This window comes from Bradyrhizobium sp. F1.13.3 (assembly GCF_040548265.1).
GTDB lineage: Bacteria > Pseudomonadota > Alphaproteobacteria > Rhizobiales > Xanthobacteraceae > Bradyrhizobium.
In genome coordinates this window covers 247,491-264,894 of record NZ_JBEPRI010000005.1, presented here as the reverse complement: position 1 = coordinate 264,894, position 17,404 = coordinate 247,491, and the positions used below count along the sequence as shown (strand labels likewise).

23 protein-coding genes are annotated in these 17,404 nt (G+C 63.0%); 11 read left to right on the top strand and 12 right to left on the bottom strand.

The window, feature by feature from the left end; translation table 11 throughout:
- Positions 1-134 precede the first annotated feature (134 nt).
- From ABIB66_RS16480 to ABIB66_RS16440, 9 genes are all read right to left on the bottom strand, one after another.
- Positions 135-320 carry a hypothetical protein gene (locus ABIB66_RS16480; protein ID WP_354255009.1) on the bottom strand — a complete coding sequence of 62 codons (186 nt, stop codon included), beginning with the start codon at positions 318-320 and terminating at the stop codon, positions 135-137.
- Positions 313-798 (bottom strand): hypothetical protein, encoded by a 486-nt coding sequence (locus tag ABIB66_RS16475; protein ID WP_354255008.1) that lies wholly within the window; start codon positions 796-798, stop codon positions 313-315. Before ABIB66_RS16475 ends, ABIB66_RS16480 begins: the two co-directional genes overlap by 8 nt.
- A gap of 5 nt (positions 799-803) precedes the next feature.
- Positions 804-1,862, bottom strand: coding sequence for a hypothetical protein (locus tag ABIB66_RS16470; RefSeq protein ID WP_354255007.1), 1,059 nt, complete (start codon positions 1,860-1,862; stop codon positions 804-806).
- A 52-nt stretch (positions 1,863-1,914) separates the two neighbouring features.
- Positions 1,915-2,157 carry a hypothetical protein gene (locus ABIB66_RS16465; protein WP_354255006.1) on the bottom strand — a complete coding sequence of 81 codons (243 nt, stop codon included), beginning with the start codon at positions 2,155-2,157 and terminating at the stop codon, positions 1,915-1,917.
- Positions 2,158-2,335: 178 nt separating this feature from the next.
- Positions 2,336-3,691 carry an AAA family ATPase gene (locus tag ABIB66_RS16460; protein WP_354255005.1) on the bottom strand — a complete coding sequence of 452 codons (1,356 nt, stop codon included), beginning with the start codon at positions 3,689-3,691 and terminating at the stop codon, positions 2,336-2,338.
- Between the two features lie 1,076 nt (positions 3,692-4,767).
- Positions 4,768-5,100, bottom strand: a complete 333-nt coding sequence (locus ABIB66_RS16455; RefSeq protein ID WP_354209224.1) for a hypothetical protein — start codon at positions 5,098-5,100, stop codon at positions 4,768-4,770.
- 64 nt (positions 5,101-5,164) lie between these two features.
- Positions 5,165-5,428, bottom strand: a complete 264-nt coding sequence (locus ABIB66_RS16450; protein WP_354209225.1) for a GlsB/YeaQ/YmgE family stress response membrane protein — start codon at positions 5,426-5,428, stop codon at positions 5,165-5,167.
- Positions 5,429-5,454: 26 nt separating this feature from the next.
- Positions 5,455-5,913, bottom strand: coding sequence for a YidB family protein (locus tag ABIB66_RS16445; protein WP_354209407.1), 459 nt, complete (start codon positions 5,911-5,913; stop codon positions 5,455-5,457).
- Between the two features lie 228 nt (positions 5,914-6,141).
- A complete protein-coding gene (locus ABIB66_RS16440) occupies positions 6,142-6,339 on the bottom strand; it encodes a hypothetical protein (protein ID WP_354209226.1) in 198 nt (65 codons plus the stop codon).
- Positions 6,340-6,541: 202 nt separating this feature from the next.
- Here ABIB66_RS16440 and ABIB66_RS16435 point away from each other — a divergent pair, with 202 nt between their 5' ends.
- Genes ABIB66_RS16435 through ABIB66_RS16420 form a run of 4 tightly spaced genes read left to right on the top strand, consistent with a single transcriptional unit; the run spans position 6,542 to position 8,754 of the window.
- The gene (locus ABIB66_RS16435; RefSeq protein ID WP_354209227.1) at positions 6,542-6,994 is read left to right on the top strand and encodes a DUF2231 domain-containing protein; all 453 of its coding nucleotides are present in this window, start codon (positions 6,542-6,544) and stop codon (positions 6,992-6,994) included.
- Positions 6,991-8,325 (top strand): PQQ-dependent sugar dehydrogenase, encoded by a 1,335-nt coding sequence (locus tag ABIB66_RS16430; protein ID WP_354209228.1) that lies wholly within the window; start codon positions 6,991-6,993, stop codon positions 8,323-8,325. Before ABIB66_RS16435 ends, ABIB66_RS16430 begins: the two co-directional genes overlap by 4 nt.
- Positions 8,326-8,343: 18 nt before the next feature.
- The gene (locus ABIB66_RS16425; RefSeq protein ID WP_007611681.1) at positions 8,344-8,547 is read left to right on the top strand and encodes a hypothetical protein; all 204 of its coding nucleotides are present in this window, start codon (positions 8,344-8,346) and stop codon (positions 8,545-8,547) included.
- A gap of 36 nt (positions 8,548-8,583) precedes the next feature.
- Positions 8,584-8,754 (top strand): hypothetical protein, encoded by a 171-nt coding sequence (locus tag ABIB66_RS16420; protein WP_219683770.1) that lies wholly within the window; start codon positions 8,584-8,586, stop codon positions 8,752-8,754.
- A 57-nt stretch (positions 8,755-8,811) separates the two neighbouring features.
- On the opposite strand, the gene ABIB66_RS16415 is transcribed toward ABIB66_RS16420, so the two are convergent.
- Both ABIB66_RS16415 and ABIB66_RS16410 read right to left on the bottom strand, forming a co-directional pair.
- A complete protein-coding gene (locus ABIB66_RS16415) occupies positions 8,812-9,195 on the bottom strand; it encodes a type II toxin-antitoxin system VapC family toxin (protein ID WP_275168178.1) in 384 nt (127 codons plus the stop codon).
- Positions 9,192-9,449 (bottom strand): type II toxin-antitoxin system Phd/YefM family antitoxin, encoded by a 258-nt coding sequence (locus ABIB66_RS16410; protein WP_007611675.1) that lies wholly within the window; start codon positions 9,447-9,449, stop codon positions 9,192-9,194. The genes ABIB66_RS16415 and ABIB66_RS16410 overlap by 4 nt, the downstream gene beginning before the upstream one ends.
- 343 nt (positions 9,450-9,792) lie before the next feature.
- Between ABIB66_RS16410 and ABIB66_RS16405 the strand changes: the two genes are divergently transcribed.
- From ABIB66_RS16405 to ABIB66_RS16375, 7 genes are all read left to right on the top strand, one after another.
- Positions 9,793-11,181 carry an MFS transporter gene (locus ABIB66_RS16405; protein WP_354209229.1) on the top strand — a complete coding sequence of 463 codons (1,389 nt, stop codon included), beginning with the start codon at positions 9,793-9,795 and terminating at the stop codon, positions 11,179-11,181.
- Positions 11,182-11,301: 120 nt separating this feature from the next.
- Positions 11,302-12,150 (top strand): 3-oxoadipate:acetyl-CoA acetyltransferase, encoded by an 849-nt coding sequence (locus ABIB66_RS16400; RefSeq protein ID WP_275168175.1) that lies wholly within the window; start codon positions 11,302-11,304, stop codon positions 12,148-12,150.
- A 114-nt stretch (positions 12,151-12,264) separates the two neighbouring features.
- Entirely contained in the window at positions 12,265-13,506 is a 1,242-nt protein-coding gene (locus ABIB66_RS16395; RefSeq protein ID WP_354209230.1) for an MFS transporter, read from the top strand.
- 134 nt (positions 13,507-13,640) lie between these two features.
- On the top strand, positions 13,641-14,870 hold the full coding sequence (locus ABIB66_RS16390) for a CaiB/BaiF CoA transferase family protein (RefSeq protein ID WP_354209232.1): 1,230 nt from the start codon (positions 13,641-13,643) through the stop codon (positions 14,868-14,870).
- Positions 14,871-14,900: 30 nt separating this feature from the next.
- On the top strand, positions 14,901-15,779 hold the full coding sequence (locus ABIB66_RS16385) for a beta-keto acid cleavage family enzyme (RefSeq protein ID WP_354209233.1): 879 nt from the start codon (positions 14,901-14,903) through the stop codon (positions 15,777-15,779).
- 103 nt (positions 15,780-15,882) lie between these two features.
- Positions 15,883-16,098: a hypothetical protein gene (locus ABIB66_RS16380; RefSeq protein WP_007602925.1), complete on the top strand. Its 216-nt coding sequence runs from the start codon at positions 15,883-15,885 to the stop codon at positions 16,096-16,098.
- 108 nt (positions 16,099-16,206) lie between these two features.
- Positions 16,207-16,599 (top strand): RidA family protein, encoded by a 393-nt coding sequence (locus ABIB66_RS16375; RefSeq protein WP_354209234.1) that lies wholly within the window; start codon positions 16,207-16,209, stop codon positions 16,597-16,599.
- A gap of 2 nt (positions 16,600-16,601) precedes the next feature.
- Here the strand turns inward: ABIB66_RS16375 and ABIB66_RS16370 are convergent, their stop codons facing one another.
- Entirely contained in the window at positions 16,602-17,264 is a 663-nt protein-coding gene (locus tag ABIB66_RS16370) for a TetR/AcrR family transcriptional regulator (protein WP_354209235.1), read from the bottom strand.
- Between the last annotated feature and the right edge of the window lie 140 nt (positions 17,265-17,404).

Here is a 17,404-nt window from a genome sequence, read left to right as displayed (position 1 = left end):
CACCTGAGGGTTGGATGCGCAACTGGACCCCTGAAGACGATAGCTTCCTTTTGGAATTGAAAGCAGAAGGCAAGCAAGTTTGCTCTATGCCAAAAAGCTTGAGCGAACTGAATCATCAGTCACATCGCGACTAGTCATTCTGAAAAAGCAGGGCCGAACCACAGTACCTGAAGCTGCTCGCGCTGCTGGGGACTTAGCTCAGCATACAGCCTCGACAATTCCGCCGCGTCGTCCTTGATTTGCGCGACGGTGGCATATCGCAGGATTATCGACGCTTCGGGGTCGAGCGGGACATCAGATTTCTGAACTCGTTCACCCACGACGCTGGCTCCGCAACGGCAATGCTGGCAGATCGATGACTTCTCCACGCTCACCGGCATGCGCCTTCTGGATCTCGATGTCGGCGCGGAGCTGTCCGACTTGCTCGACGATTTCGGCGCGGATGCCAGTGACCAAACCCCTGAGCACCTCGCGGGTCACCGGGCGCATGTCCGGGGCGCTATGATACTGGGCGAGCTTTTCATTGACGCAATGATCAATGAGCACCTCGACATCAGCCTCCTCAGTCACGCGCTGGCCTGTCGTCCCCTCGTGGGAAAACGGACGCTCCGGCTGCGTTAGTTCGATCTCAGACTGCTCAGGCTGTCTGGCCAACCAGCGGTTAAACTCTCTGGGCTGCATGACGATGTCAGGCCGTTCAGACAGCCAACGATCCGTGGCGCTGATGGTAAGCTCCGCACGAACCTCATCGGCTCGTGCCTTGTTGGCCTTCAGCATCTGCTCTAGTTCGTCATTCATGGCGGTCACCACGTTGCATCCTGAATCCACGCAACCGCGCCCGGTGCGGCCACGAAATTGACCCGCGCGACGCAACGCAGGCAGAAGCTGTCGATCTGAAACATGCTGACCACCGGCGCGGCGATGGTTGCAGGTGTGCCCGGTGTCGAAATCTGCGCCGGGATTTCGCTCATGTGCAGCGTCGCACTTTTGCTCGTATCGACTACCGGCGCGCCTTCGCCTGTGACGACAAAACCATCAGCCGCGATGGCGATGGCGGTGCCGGGCGCCAGCGTTGGAGTTTCGATGACCTTGCGTTTGAACAGCGGCCACGGCTGCGTTTGCAATGCCGCAAACAAATCTGACGCGACGATGAGTGCGGCTGACCGGCTGCTGATGCCAGCGGCAGAGATTGCGGCGAGCAGCGCTTTGATGTCCTCCGATGCCGACGCACCAGCGACAAGCGGCGGTACGTTGTACAGCAGCCCAGCCGGTGCGGCAGCAGTCGCCGCAGCGGTGCCAAGCATGACATTGACGAGACCGTTGCCGACCGCGATGCGGAGAAGCTGCGAGATCACGACGCTGGCAGCGGGTGCCGAATAATACTCCAGCTCGCTCGTGATCGGCGCGAGCAGGGCGACTTTTTTCGGCGGCTCGATTGCCAAGCCAGTGAACAGTCCCGACGCCGACGGGATCGGCGCGTCTTCCTCGACGAAGACCGCTTCGGTAACATTGCTCGGCAGCACAACTTCGAAACTCGCCTTGCCGGTCATATCGATCTTGTGAGCCAGATCGAAAATCTCCGCCAACGCAGTGTTGTCCGCCAGAGCCATCAATTCGGCGATGCTGCCGCCGGGGAAATCGCCAACCTTCATCGGCGAGACTGGAGCACGCAGCTCAAGCCGGACTTCATCGACGGATGTTCTACGAAGCCGCGCCAGCGCGCGGACGGTCGCGTCATCGACGAATGAGCGCCTCCATTCGCGGGCGGCGGCGGTCACGTCTGGTCGAAGTGGAATTGGGCGCTGCGTGTTCATGCCCGGCAGGATGGCACGTCTTCCGGGCGGTCGATGAAGATCGGTCACGGATTATTTTTCCGGTTTCAAAACTGACGCTGTTGTCCCCCGACGGGGAGGATCACCGCTTTGCCGCTTCCGCCACCATCGCGCCCAAAGCCTTGCCGATCTTGGCGCGGTCCTCGCATTCGCCGTCCTTGAGCCAATGGCTGGCGATCAGCATCTCGATCACGTCGCTGTCGATCTCGACAGAAACCGACATGCGGCCTTCTTCGAGCCGCCGCCGATAGGCCTGCTGCGCAGTCCGCCGCCGTTCGCGCACATCGGCGGACGAGCGATAGCGGGCTGGTGGGCGGGAGAGCATCACTCGTGCTCCAGTAGCTTCGCACTCCAGCGACTGCCGCCCTTTGCGTTTGATGGTGGAGCGCACGGCGCTTCCAGCGCCGCTGGTGCGCTTCCACCAGCACGGGGGGTATAAGGGGGGTGGTGGTACACCCCCGGTGGAAGGCGGTGGAAGGTCGGTGGAAGGGTCGGTGGAATCCTCATGACACACCCCCGACGATCACCAGCCGGGACCGTCGATGGGATGGTGGCCCATCCTCCTGAACCCGGATTTTGTCAGCAGTGAAGAGCCGCCGCATAGCGTCCGCCAACGCCTGCTTGCTGCACTTGACCACCTTGGCCTCCGCTTCGGCCTCGAACTTCGCCGGGGCGTAGTTAGTGCCGGTCTTGTCGCTCACCTTCCGGCCCTCGTAACTGAAGCGGGCAAGCAAGCCCATGAAGACATCATCGGCCCGGCGCTCGGCGACGTACTGTTCGATGCTCGACGGCGCCGTGATTGGCACGAATAGGCCGTTGCGCCAGATCATGCGGATGGTTTCTCCGGTGGGGCCATAATTATTCTTTCGGACGATCAACTCGCGCTGATCCGATCTGGGGTCATCGTTGGTTTCGCTCACCTTGAAAAAGAGCCTCGACCTGACACTGTTATTCCATGCGGTCGAGCCGCTGAGTCCACTGTCGGTCGAGAGACCGCTGAGGCTAGGGTGGGATGTCAGCAGCACGGCACCTCCGCTGGCGATAGCGAGACGACGCAGTAGGCCAACGAACTGCCGGACCTCACTCCGATTGTTTTCGTTCCCTGCGAACAAGTCGGCCGCAGAGTTCAGCACGATTAACACCGGCTTGATGTTGGTCGCCGACAGCAACAACCTCTCGAACAATGGGGTCGGCTGGATGATGCCAGCGCGATCCGCCACGCCGAGTAGCGCGTCTTTGCCCGCGAGTGGCACGAGGTGAAGGCCGCCGTCGTTCAACTCCGTGAACGTGACGCCGAGATGGGCGCGGATCGCCTCCAGCCTGAAGTGCAATTCAGGCTCGTCGTCTTCGGCGTCGAGATAGATTGCTGGTCCGGGCTGGGGCAATGAGCCGAACCAGTCCCGGCCGAGAACATGGGCGACAGCAAGCTGCAGGGTTAGTATCGACTTGCCGACTCCGCCTTCGCCAGAAAGTAAGGTCACGGCCCGGCGGATGATGCGGTCCCTCACGGCCCAGTCGCGTTGCGGGACTTCAACCTCGTCCCAGTTGGAGATGTCGCGCAGGGTGAGAGGCTCGACGGGCTTGTCCTGCTCTGGCGGCGGTGGCGGCGTTGTGGGCGCGCGGTATGACGATGGGCCGCGTCCGTTGTCGTTGGCCCGGAGCGATGAGACGCGCTCCACGTCGGCACCGGCGAGACGGCGCTCCAGCTCCCCGACCCGGATGCGCTCATGCTCGTAGAGCTTGGAGTCGCCGATGTTGCGAAACACAAAAAGCAGTTCCGCATCCCCGAAGCTCAGCCCGGTGGCCCGTTGAATCCGCCCGATCTCGGATTTGAATCCGTCGAAGCTGGTAGTCGGCATGGTCGCAGGCTCCCCTGCTGGGGCTGGACCGGGCGCGATATGGTGGAGCTGGTGTGGTAGCCCCGACCGATTGCACCCCGGTCGTGAAAATCAGAACGCCGCCCCTGTGATCGGGGGCGGCGTTTTGCTTATGACAAACCCGAATACCCACTACGGCTCAGTGACGGGTTAGGGGCCAATTTGTCATAATGGCCGTTGGTTCTTTTGGGTTGTCCGCAGCCTTCCAAGCTGAATACGAGGGTTCGATTCCCTTCACCCGCTCCAATGTTTTCATTGTCCGGCCCGTTGAAGACGGCTGTGAGCACGGTAAGGCCGAGATGCTCAGCACGAGGTTCTTGCAGCTGCACTCGGAGGTGTGGCTCGTGTGTCGAATACCGGGACCGGTAAGTTGAAGACAAAGGCGAGCGCTCCCCGGAAAAAGCGGCGAACTGCCTAGCCCAACGCCTCTTCGCCGTAGCTTCCGGCGCCGAGCGAAGGCAACCACGAGCTCAATTGGTTCGGTCGCTGGACCTGGCCTTCTTGGGTGAAGCAACACCTCGCTCCCGGCGAGACTTCGCAGGAGCTTCAGGTTCGATCCCGTTCTGGCGGTCGAACTTCCTGATCCATGATTGAATGTAGCCCGGATCGTCCGGACAAAGCTGCTCAAGTAAACGAAGGTTCTGCGCTCTGAATTCCACTAGGGTTTTCGGCAATTGTGCCTCCTCAAAACCCTGCCCATAGCTAGGCTGCTGCATCGGGAAAAAGTGGTCAAGCCAAAAGGGCGCTTGAAAAGATCGGTGCGTTGATGCAGCGCCGACGGCGAAAACCCCGCCTGGGGGAAGCGGGGCTTTCTGGTAGGGGTGAAGCTTAGGGACGCTTCGACTGTATGACGCGCGATCGTGGAAAAGGTTCAAAGCCTAAAAAGCGAACCACGCCAATACTGCAATGATCGGGATGATTGCCACGCCGAGAAGCACCAAGGGTGCAGGTTCATTGCCCGTCCTGTCGCTCAATGCTGATCTCCTCCAAAGTCCGGAGCGTATCGAAAGCAATTGCAACATTCGTTTGCGACCGCCCCTGTTCGGAACGTTCAAACGTCACGGTTTCGGACTTGGCTGCGGCGTAGGTGCGGCTTGAGGAGAAGGTGTCGGATTGCTCTGCTGCTGAGGCGCTGCGGCCTCGCCGCCTGCGTGAGGAACGCAGGTACCGATGTTGCTGAGCAGCCGTTTGGCCTGGAGGTCGCGCACCTTTGAGTATTCGCGTCGTCGCTCGATATTCGCCGCCGCCCATCGGTCCCAGGCCTCGAAAGCGTCCGTGTAGTGCTTTCGCATCTGCTCCTCGGCGGCAAGGCAGTCGGCGAACTTGTCGAAAACCAGGTCGGTGTTGACCGGGGTCATGCCTCCTACCAGGACAACGAGCATCCATTTCATCTTGCCGATCGCCTTTCGCGGCGGGCGAATTCTCCGCTAACGCGAAGAATTCCGTCCACGGTGGTTAGATGGCCCGACGGCTGCGACCGGCCACAAAACCGTAGATGAAAAGCACGATGATGGCGCCTACCACTGCCCCCACCAGCCCTGCGCCTTCTCCTGGCCGGTACCAGCCGAGAGATTGGCCAAGATAGGTCGCAACGAACGCGCCCACTATTCCCAGGATCGTGGTCAGGATGAAACCCGAGGGCTCGTTGTCGCCAGGCATGATGAACTTCGCGATGACGCCTGCGATGAAACCGATGATGATCGTCCAGATGATGCTCATATCTTTTCTCGAGTCTTGAGGAGTGCCTATCCCGCGGATTGCGCCGGAAGACGTCCGTCCGGCGTGTATTTGTCCACCGCTGCCGGAAGCTCGCGCGACAATCGGTCGAGGATCTCCTGCTGCGACAGGCCGGTCTGCTGCTCCAGCTTTTGAAGAACGTCCGGACCGATAGCCTGCTGGAGTTCGGGCGGGGTGACTTCGCGATTTGGCCCCTGATTGATCCAGGATTGAGCCGCATCGCCCTGTCCGTTCTGCTTGAAGTGCTCGAGCAACTCGCCGATCCCGCCGTTCAGCAGCGAACCGACGCCGCCGCCTCCCACAAGGCCGCCAAGATTGCCGAGCATGCCGCCCAGCGAATCCTTGGCACCCGACGGCTGACCGGAGGTAGCATTGCGGAACATGTCGGCGAGCTTGTCCCGATTTTGATAACCGGCGATTGCGAGCATACCCAAGAGGGCGGTCATCGATGGCATTCCGCGGCTCATTTCCGGCTCCTGAGTTCGATGATGGGCATCGTGCGTAAGCAATGGCGGCCCGCCTTGTGCTGGCCGCCGCATCACTCATCGCCCACAACATACGCGGGGCTGGGAAGTTCCACGTTCCCCAGAGCCACGTTTCCTCAGAACGATGGGCTTGTCAGTCACTGCCACTCCCGAACCAATTAATGCATCTCGCTTGACCGATTTGGCGTCTCCGGGTGGCCTCGTCGGAAATCAGCGCGTGAAACTCGCCTGGACGATCAGGGACAATCCAATCGAAAGACCGGCGGCGAGGCCAGACAGCACGATGGCCCACCATCGCCGCTCCAGCTCCGGCTCACCCTCTGTGCGGATCGTCTCGTGGATGAGTGCGGCGTTCGGCCGGCTTTGGGATTCGATCTGCTCGGTCTGGCGCCCGTGAGACGCCGTCAAGCTTCGAGGCTGGATTGAAGGAGGCGCCGTCTCCTGAAGGGCAGGTTCATCTCGAGGCTCGGAGCGGCAAGGGGTTTCTCGTGAGTGCTTCGAGGCCGCAGCGCTGTTGAGGTACGGCGGCGCCTGGTCCACCATCAGGAACCTTCGTTGGAAGCGGGTGTTTTCCACCGGGGAGGGGCGGCGATCTGACAAGAGGCCAACCGTGCAAGATAACGTGCGTGTGCGCTCGACCGCGCAAATCGCAGGCCATCCGATTCATCCGATGCTGGTGCCGATCCCGATCGCTTGCTTCATCGGAGCGCTGCTGACCGACATCGCCTATGTCGTCAGTGCCGAGATCATGTGGGCGGATTTTTCCGCCTGGCTTCTGGTGGTCGGCGTCATCTTCGGCGTGCTCGCGGCCATCGCGGGCCTGACCGATTTCCTCAGCAACCGCCTGGTGCGGGCGCAGCCGCCGGCCTGGCCGCATCTGATCGGCAACGCGCTGGCGCTGGTCCTCGCCATCGTCAATGCATTGATCCACACGCGCGATGCCTGGACCTCGGTGTGGCCGACCGGGCTCATTCTGTCAGCCATCACCGTATTGATCCTGCCGGTCACCGGTTGGCTCGGCTGGGCCATGGTGTATCGCCACGGCGTGGGAGTTGCCCGATGAACTCCGCAATCGCTCGGGCGCTGTTGTGCGCTTCTCTGCTGTCTCTCGCCGGCTGCAATGACGGCAGTGGCGATCCGAAGGCGCAAACCGGCGCCAACCCGACGCTTCCCGAGATCCAGCAATATCTGCTGCCGCCGATGCACATCGCCCGTATCGTCGGCTGGAAAAAGGACGAGACCCCGGCCGTTGCGCAGGGCTTGCAGGCCAAGTCCTTCGCGACCGGATTGCAGCACCCCCGATTCCTTTACGTGCTTCCCAATGGCGACGTGCTGGTGGTGGAATCCAAGGCGCCGAAGGGCGCTCCGATCAAGCGCCCCAAGGAAATCGTGATGGGATACATCGAGTCCTGGGCGACATCCGGCGGCGACACCGGCGAGAGCAACCGCATCACGCTGCTGCGCGACAGCAACGGCGACGGCGTGCCGGATACGCAAAGCGTCTTCCTCGACCATCTCAACTCGCCGTTCGGCGTCGCGCTGGTCGGCAACGATCTCTATGTCGCCAACACCGATGCGATCGTCAGATATCCTTACACGGAGGGTGACACGAAGATCACCGCTCCGGGTACGGTGCTGACGCCGCTGCCGGGCGGACCGATCGACCATCACTGGACCAAGAGCCTGGTCGCGAGCCCCGACGGTTCAAAGCTCTATGCCGGCGTCGGCTCCAACAGCAACATCACCGAGAACGGCATGGAGGCCGAGCACAATCGCGCCGCCATTCTCGAGATCGACCGTGCCAGCGGCCGCTGGCGCATCTTCGCAAGCGGCTTGCGCAATCCCAACGGCCTCAGCTTCGAGCCGCAGACCGGGGCGTTGTGGACGGTGGTGAACGAGCGCGACGAACTCGGTCCCGATCTCGTACCGGACTACATGACGTCGGTGAAGGACGGCGGCTTCTATGGCTGGCCCTACAGCTATTACGGCCAGCATGTCGATCCCCGCGTCCAGCCGCAGCGTCCTGATCTCGTCGCCAGGGCGATCGTGCCTGACTATGCACTGAGCTCGCATGTCGCGCCGCTTGGAATGGCCTTCAACACAAGCGCGAGTTTGCCGGCCGCCTATCGCGGCGGCGCCTTCGTCGGCGAGCACGGCAGTTGGAACAGGCAGGTCTTGAACGGCTACAAGGTGGTGTTCGTGCCGTTCACGGACGGCAAGCCGAGCGGCCCGCCGCAGGATGTCGTCACCGGCTTCCTCAACAGCGACAACCAGGCGCGCGGGCGGCCCGTCGGCGTCGCCATCGACAAGACCGGCGCGCTGTTGGTCGCCGATGACAGCGGCAACACGGTGTGGCGCGTGACGGCCGCGCACCCGCAGCTCACGCAGCGATAGATCTCGAGGAGTTACACCATGGGCCTTGCTCAATACACGATCGTGCCGGTGCAGGACGAATGGGGCGTGCTGCACGACGGCGATGTCAAGAACAGATACTCCACCAAGGAAGCCGCGTTCGAATCGGCGGTGGCCGCAGCATCGCTGGCGCTTCGCGAGGGACACGAAGTCCATGTCAGCGTGCCCGGCCGCGAAGCCGGCGAGAACGCGCTGGGAATTTGATGAGACACTTTGAGCAGAACACTTCAGGAGCCTGCGATGACCAAGCCCCGGGAGCCGAACGGCATTGAACCCTCCCGCTCCGAAGACGACATTCAGCGTGATCAGCTCGGGCCGCGCGGTGTGCCGGATGCGCCGGATCCGGCCAAGATGACGCCCCAACGCGATAAGAAAACGCCGAAGCACGTCGATCCCGGCCATACAGCCTGACGGCTGCTCCGTGGCTTTTCCGTTCGGCCGGTAGGTTGCCGCCCGGCAGTCGTCGACTTACGCCGCCGCAACGATATCCGTCTTGGCAAAGTCGTCGCCGACGTAAAGAAGTGCGCAGCCATGCTCCTTGGCGACATCGTAGGCGAAGCAATCACCAAAGTTGAGACCGGCGGGACGAATGCCTTTGCCCCAACGCGAGTAGATCTGCGCCACGCGTTCGGCCGAAGCTTGGGTCACCGAGATCACGTTCAAACCGAGATCGTTGATCAGCCTGTTCATCTCTTCGTCGACGCCCCGCCGTGCCGCGACGATCAGGCTTTCTGCAACGGAGGCGGCCGAGATCAGGATTTCGTCGGCGGTCTCCAGTGCGGTGATGCAAGCATCGGCTTGCGGTTCGTCGAGCACGATCGCCATCAGCGCGGAGGTGTCGACTGCGATCATTCCGGCAGTCCGTCATCGCCGAAAAGAAAGTCCTGACTGCGCGCGGCGGTCGGTCCGGGGATAGCTTTGGCCCCGCCGGTCCTTCGCGCCGCCTCGAGCACGGTCCGGCGGGCGGCGCGGTCCGGCGCAAGCTTGACCGGGACGAGCCGCACCGCGGGATGTCCATGCCGCGTCAGGATCACCTCGTCGCCAGCCTCTGCGCGGCGGACAAGATCGGTCAATTGTCCTTTTGCGTCGGTGACGGAGACCCGCATCTCATTGTCTTTCCTCAATTTCGATAAAATGGACCATGTAATGGTCCAATGTCAACTGCCTCCCACCCCGCCATCGCCGGACGCAATCTCTCGGCCGATCTCGGCATGAGCCTGCCGGCGGTGTTCGCCGGGACGTCTCGCGCGCAAATAACATCATGTTAGGTTTGTCGCATAACGGGGTAATTGTGTTAGCCCGGCGAAAGCCTATCGTCCCCACCAAGCAGACACCCATCGGCAATGACAAGCGCTCGCGAAACTCCGCAGAGCGGCCGGAGAGTGCTGCCCAATTTTGAGCGAAGCCCGTCAACGGGACGTCAGCAAAACCCAAGGGAGGAAACTTGAGATGACTGCGATCCGACACATGAGTCAGTCCAGGAAGGCCGCTGCCAGCGGCTGGATCGGGTCAGCTCTCGAATATTATGACTTCTTCATCTACGCGACCGCCGCGTCGCTGATCTTCCCGCAAATCTTCTTCCCGTCGGAGAATCCAACCGTCGCGATCGTTGCGTCGTTGGCGACTTATGGCGTCGGCTATGTGGCTCGTCCCATCGGCGCCTTCGTGCTGGGACATTGGGGCGACACCCATGGCCGCAAGACCGTTCTCATCGTCTGCATGTTCCTGATGGGCATCTCGACCATGGCGGTCGGTATCCTGCCGACTTATCATCAGGTCGGTATCCTGGCGCCGATCCTGCTCGTCATGCTGCGCCTCGTGCAGGGATTTGCCGTGGCCGGTGAAATCTCTGGCGCGAGCTCGATGATTCTGGAGCACGCGCCGTTCGGCCGGCGCGGCTTCTATGCAAGCTTTGCGCTTCAGGGCGTGCAGGCCGGGCAAATTCTCGCGGCCGCGGTGTTCCTGCCGCTGGCGGCCTACATGCCGACCGAGGCCTTCAACAGCTGGGGCTGGCGGATTCCCTTCCTGCTCAGCTTCTTCGTCATCGTCGCGGGCTACATCATTCGTCGCGAAGTCGACGAGACCCCTGCCTTTGCCCGCGAGGGCGAACGGGGAGAAACGCCGCGGGCGCCCATCGTCCAGGCCATCAAACTGAGCTGGCGCGACATGCTCAGGGTCATCTGCATGGCACTGATGAATGTCATCCCGGTGGTTGCGACCATCTTCGGTGCGGCCTATGCGGTGCAGCCAGCCTACGGCATCGGTTTTGCCAAGGACGTCTATCTCTGGATCCCCGTGCTCGGAAACATGCTGGCCGTGTTCGTCATTCCCTTCGTCGGCAATCTCTCCGACAAGGTCGGCCGCAAGCCTCCGATCGTCGTCGGTGCGCTGCTCTCGGGCGTGCTGGCTTTCGGTTATCTCTATGCCATCAGCATCAGGAACGTGCCGCTGGCGATCCTGCTGTCGCTGTTGATGTGGGGCGTGGTCTATCAGGGCTACAACGCGATCTTCCCGAGCTTCTACCCCGAACTGTTTCCGACCCGCACCCGCGTGTCGGCGATGGCGATCTCGCAGAACATCGGCACGACCATCACCGCATTGCTTCCGGCCTTGTTTGCGACCGTGGCGCCTCCCGGCTCGGCCAACATTCCCCTGACTGTGGGGGCGATCGCCTTCGGCATCACTGTCATCGCAGCGCTCGCCGCCGTCACGGCCCGGGAGACCTATCGGGTCAGGATCGACGATCTCGGCAATCCCAACGCCGTTCCGATGCCGCGGGCAGACTATGAGCGGCAGCGTGCGGAGGTGGCGAGCGGTGCGGCCGCAATTCCGACCTGACGGGTACGCAAGGAAGCCATGCCGCTGCGATCGAGGACGGTTGCAGCGGCAGGGTGTGAGGCGTTACCTAACTGCCTGCTCGAATTCCGCGCGCGAGCGCGATCATCATGAGGTTGCAGAATGAACCCCGTCGTCGTCGCTGTCGCCATCACCGGCTCCGTTCCGCGCAAGAAGGACAATCCCGCGGTCCCGATCCTGCCGTCCGAACAGATCGAGTCGACGCACCAGGCCTTCGAAGCCGGTGCCACGCTTGCCCATATCCATGTTCGCAACGATGACGAGACGCCATCCTCCGATCCCGAGCGTTTCGCCGCGGTGCAGGCGGGGATCAGGAAGCACTGTCCTGACATGATCGTTCAGTTCTCGACCGGCGGGCGGGGCCGAGATCCCTCGGCGCGCGGATCGTCGCTCTACCTGAAGCCGGACATGGCCTCGCTGTCCACGGGATCGGTGAACTTTCCGACCATCGTCTACGAGAACGGCGCTGCTCTGGTCGAGATGCTCGCCACCGGGATGAAGGCGAATGGTATCCGGCCGGAAATCGAAATCTTCGATCTGTCGCATCTGCATGGTGCCCGCCGTCTGATCGAGGCGGGGCTGATCGACCAGCGTCCGCACGTTCAGTTCGTCATGGGCGTCAAGAACGCCATGCCCGCGGACGAGCATGTGCTCGACATCCTGCTGGGCGAGCTCAGGCGGCTGATCCCGAAGGCGACGTGGACGGCAGCCGGGATCGGACGCCACCAGGCCGAGGTCATGGGCTGGGCGCTCGCGCGGGGCGCCGATGCGGTCCGCACCGGGCTCGAGGACAATATCAGGATCGACAAGGCACGCCTCGCCGCCAGCAACGCGGAGCTCGTGGCCATCGCCGGTGAGGCTGTGGCGCGCCACGGCCGGCGCGTGGCGACTGCGGCCGAGGCGCGATCCCTGCTCGGGCTCGCGGGGCAGGGAGCTCCTGCCGCCTCCTGACATGCTCCCGGCCGCCTGCTGCCATTCGACGGCCGGCGTTTCCGTACGCTGAGTCTCCGGGTAAGACTGGCGTCACGGGCGTGATCTGCGCCTGGCGGGCAGGCGACGGTTGGAATGCGGTTCTTGAAATCTGACAGCAGGCTCATCGGGGTCCTGCTGGTGCTTGCGGTCTCCCAGCTTGTCGGGTGGGGTACGATAGGTCTTCCCGCCATTGTCGGCCGCGATCTCGCGGCCGATCTCGGCATGAGCCTGCCGGCGGTGTTCGCCGGGACGTCCGTTCTCTATGTCTCGATGGGCCTGTGCGCGCCCTGGCTCGCCAAGTCGTTTGCGCGGCACGGCGCACGAAAGGTGATGATCTCAGGCACGGTCCTCACCGCGCCGGGCTTCATCCTGCTGTCCCTCGCGCGCGAGCCGATACTGTATTTCGCTGCCTGGATCGTCCTCGGCACTGCCGGCAGCGCCACGCTTTCGACCGGCGCCTATATCATGCTGAACGAGGTCGCCGGGCGGCAGGCCAAGAACGCCATCGGCGCGCTGATGCTGGTGACGGGCCTGTCGAGCAGCATCTTCTGGCCAACGACATCGTTCCTCAGCGGTCTGCTCGGCTGGCGCGGGACGTGCCTCGTCTATGCGGCCATGATGCTCCTCATCAACCTTCCGCTCTATGCTTTCTTTGTACCGCGCCGGAAAATCGTCGGTGATCGTGGCGGAGAGCCGGTGAAGTCATCGCCGCCGCCTGCGATTCCCAGGAGCACGTTCAGCCTCGTCGTCGCCGCGATCACGCTCAATGCCTTCGTCAATTTCGGCATCGGCGCCATCATGATCGAGTTGTTGAGGGCAGAGGGGCTTCCCCCGGCGCAGGCACTTGCGTTCGGCTCGATGCTGGGCGTGATCCAGGTCAGCGCCCGCGGGCTCGATTTTCTCGGCGGAGGGCGGTGGGATGGAATCACGACCGGGCTCGTCGCCGGCACGGCGCTCCCGGTCGCCATGCTGCTGCTGATGACCAGCGAGGGCGCGACCTGGGCGGTTGCGACCTTCATCCTGCTCTATGGCGCCGGCAGCGGTGCGATGGCGGTGGCGCGGGCGACGATCCCGCTCGTGTTCTACGATCAGACAGAGTTCGCCAAGGCGATGTCGATGATCGCGCTGCCGCTCAATCTCGCATCCGCGGTCTCGCCGCCGCTCCTTGTCGGCCTGCTCACCCAGTTCGGCAGCCGCGGCGCGCTCGGTCTCACCTTCGTCTGCTCCTGCGCCACGGTGCTGATCCTGGTCCTGCTCGGCCGCCGGCGGCCGCAGGTGGCTGCAGCGGCCGCGACCTGTGAATATTCGCGCTGCGGAAATTCACCGCGCAGGTGACCTGCGCCGGGCGGGCGGGGGGATAGCCGTATGCCGCCAGTGCAGTGCTCGGAACGCCAAAATAGTGTATCCGCAGGGAGCGCGTCCCGCGATCTCGCCGCCGCGCCAATATCCAGTTCCCGGAGGAATTCGACATGTCGGCCCTGCCGCTCTCAGGCATCAAGATCCTTGACCTCACCCGCGTACTTGCCGGGCCCTTGTCGGCCCAGATGCTGGGCGATTTGGGCGCGGAGGTGATCAAGATCGAGCGGCCGGGCACCGGTGACGACGCGCGCGCCTTCGGCCCGCCCTATCTGACCGATCCTGATGGCAAGGCCAACAACAACAACTCGTTTTACCTCTGCGCCAACCGCAACAAGAAGTCGGTCACGGTCAACATCGCCAAGCCTGAAGGGCAGGCGATCATCCGCGAGCTCGCCAAGGACGTCGACGTCTTCATGGAGAACTACAAGGTCGGCGATCTCAAGCGCTACGGCCTCGACTACGAGACCATCAAGGCGATCAATCCCGGCATTATCTATTGCTCGGTGACGGGCTTCGGCCAGACCGGCCCCTATGCGCCGCGCGCCGGCTATGACGCCATCCTGCAGGCGATGGGCGGCCTGATGAGTGTCACCGGCCATATCGACGGCGAGCCCGGCGAGGGCCCGATGAAGGTCGGCCCGTCGATCGTCGACTACATGACCGGCATGAATACCTCGATCGGGATTCTCTCGGCGCTCTATCATCGCGACGCCAATGACGGCGTGGGACAGCACATCGACGTCTGCCTGTTCGACACCGTGATCGCGTCGCTGTCGCACTGGCTGCAGATCTACCTCGTCAACGGCAAGACGCCGCCGCGCCGCGGCACCTGGGGCAATGGCGGCATGCCGGCCGGCGTGTTTCGATGCACCGACGGCGAGCTGATGCTGGTGGTCGGCAATGACGGCCAGTTCCAGCGCACCTGCGCCGTGCTCGGCGCGCCCGAGCTTGCGAGTGACAAGCGCTTCGTCAAGAACAACGACCGCGTCGTGCACGGCAAGGAGATCATGGCGATCTTCGCCGGCCTGTTCCTGAAGCAGCCGGTGGCCTACTGGCTGGACAAGCTGGAGGAGGCCGGCGTGCCCTCGGGCCCGATCAACAATTTCGAGCAGGTGTTTTCGGATCCGCACGTCCAGTCGCGCGGCATGCGGGTGAAGGTCGACCATCCCTTCCAGCCCGATCTCTCGCTGATCCGCAACGCGCTGACGCTCTCGGAAACCCCGATCAAGGATTACCGCGCCCCGCCGCTGCTCGGTGAGCACACCCAGGAGGTGCTCGCCGGCAAGCTCGGCTATGATGCCGGCAAGATCGAGACACTGAAGCAGCAGGGTATCATCTAGCTGCTCGTTGACTGGCAAGGGACAGCACGCATGACCTCGTCCAAGACCATCATCACCTGTGCCATCACGGGCAATCTCACAAAGCCCGAGCAGTCGCCGCATCTGCCGATCACGCCCGAGCAGATCGCGACATCGGCGCTGGAAGCGGCCGAAGCCGGCGCCGCCATCGCCCATATCCATGTCCGCGATCCCGCGACGGGGCGGCCCTCGATGGAGATCGATCTCTATCGCGATGTCGTGGATCGCATTCGCGCCCGCAGCAAGAGTCTCGTCATCAACCTCACGACCGGCCCCGGCGGTCGCTTCGTGCCTTCGATCGAGGACCCCCGCGTCGCCGGTCCCGGCACCACGCTGCTGCCCCCCGAAAAGCGCGTCGAGCATATCGAGCTGCTCAAGCCCGACATCTGCACGCTCGACCTCAACACCATGAATTCGGGCGGCGAGGTCGTGATCAACACGCCGCGCAACGTCCGCATCATGGCCGAGCGGATGAAGGTGGTCGGCGTGCTGCCGGAGATCGAGCTGTTCGATTCTGGCGACTGTCATCTCGCCCGTGACCTCCTTGCCGATGGCACGCTGAAAGGACCGGGCCTGTTCTCGCTCGTGCTCGGCGTCAAGTACGGCTTCTCCGCCACGCCCGAGACGATGTTCTATGCCCGCAGCCTGTTGCCGCCGGGCGCGATCTGGTCCGGCTTCGGGATCGGTCGCGCTGAATTCCCGATGGTGGCGCAGGCCTATTTGCTCGGCGGCCACGTCCGCGTCGGCATGGAGGACAATCTCTATATGTCCAAGGGCGTGCCGGCGAAGACCAATGCCGAGCTGGTCGCGCATGCCGCCGGCATCGTCAAGAGCCTGGGGGCGAGCGTCGCGACCGCCAACGAGGCCCGCGCGATGCTCGGGCTTGCCTGAGGCTTGCGGGCCATCCCCAGATAATCCCGGTCCGTACTCACACAGGCTTCCGCTCCGCGCGCGACTCAGATTCGATCCATCCACTCAGTCCGGGAGGGAACGCATGTCCTACACGATCGGGTTTCAAGCCAAGAACCAGAAGGCAATTCTGGCGACCGAGGCGGCAACGGCCAACCAGGCCGTCGCGATCGTTGCCGCATTGCGGCAAAGCGCCGACGAAATAAAGTTCATCCGCTCGCCGCAGGAAGGCGACATGGGCATCGAGATGCTGCTGCTGCTCGCCAAGGAAGAGGCCGAGGAGATGCCGCAGCACGCCTAGCCGGCTCGGCGGGCACACTTCGATCAGAAGCGAAGCATGACGGCTGCACAATGATGTAGCAAGCCGTCATCTCGCTTGCACCGAAGGTGGCCGCCCGTGAAACTTGAAATGAAACGCGAAGCGCTCCGCGTCGAACCGATTTCGACATTCCTCGACCGCCGGAACGCTCCGGTCTCGCCGGTCACGCGCGCCGGCAACATGATCTTCGTCGCCGGTCTGCCGCCGTTCGACCCCGAGACGGGCGAGATCGCGGAAGTGCCGATCGAACGACAGAGCGAATTGATCATGGAGCAGATGAAGCTGTGCCTCCAGACGGCGGGCGCGAGCCTCGACAATGTCATGAAGTGCAACGTCTACTGCACCTCGACAAAACACTTCGCGGCGTTCAACGCCGTCTATGCGCGCTATTTCCCACACGATCCGCCGGCGCGGATCTTCGTCTGCACGCCGGAATGGTTCGGCCCCTTCGACGTCGAGATCGACTGCATCGCGATGATGTGAGGTTAGCGTGCCGCCACCCTTGACGGCGCCTTCGTCTCCATCCGTCCCGCCGTCAGCGCCATCGTCGCTACGCTGACGACGCGCGCGACCACGTCATCGACGTCGTCGAGATCGCATTTGCCTTCCGACAATTTCGTCAGCCGTTCGCTCTCGCGGATGGTGTGGTGCGCCATGGCGAGCGCGAAATTCAGGCCCCAATAGATATCGACGTCGCTGCGGTCGGGCAGGGACCTTCGCATCGCGCCGGCGAACTTTCGCAAATGGTCGATCTCGCGGTTCTTGATGCGGCGGATCGGCGGCACGGATTCGATCGAGGCGCGGATCATGAAGCGCGCCGCGCTCGAGCGCTGGTTCTCGGGGCCAAGGCAGCCGCGCAGCGTCGGGCCGACCAGGGCATGCAGGATCACCTCGATCGGCGCGCGGCCGCCGCCTTGTTCTTCCGCCGCCTTCAATTCGCGCAAACGCTCGCGGTTGGTGGCGATCGAGCGTGTCACGAACAGCTCCGCGATCAACTCGTCCTTCGAGCCGAAATGATAGTTCACCGCCGCGAGGTTGACACTGGCCTCCGCGACGATGTCGCGCAGCGTCACGTCGCCGAACCCGCGATCGGCATAGAGCCGCTCGGCGGCGGCGAGAATGGCAGTCCGGGTATGATCGCTGGCCATAGGAGCCCCTCTTGGAGGGAGTTGCAATTCAAACAGTTGTATGAAACTATCGTTTGAAGGCCGGGAAAGTCAATCCGCAATCGGGACTCGTTCGCAAACGCGCGAACCGGTTCCGCAGCGTCCGCAAGTCGCGCATTCGC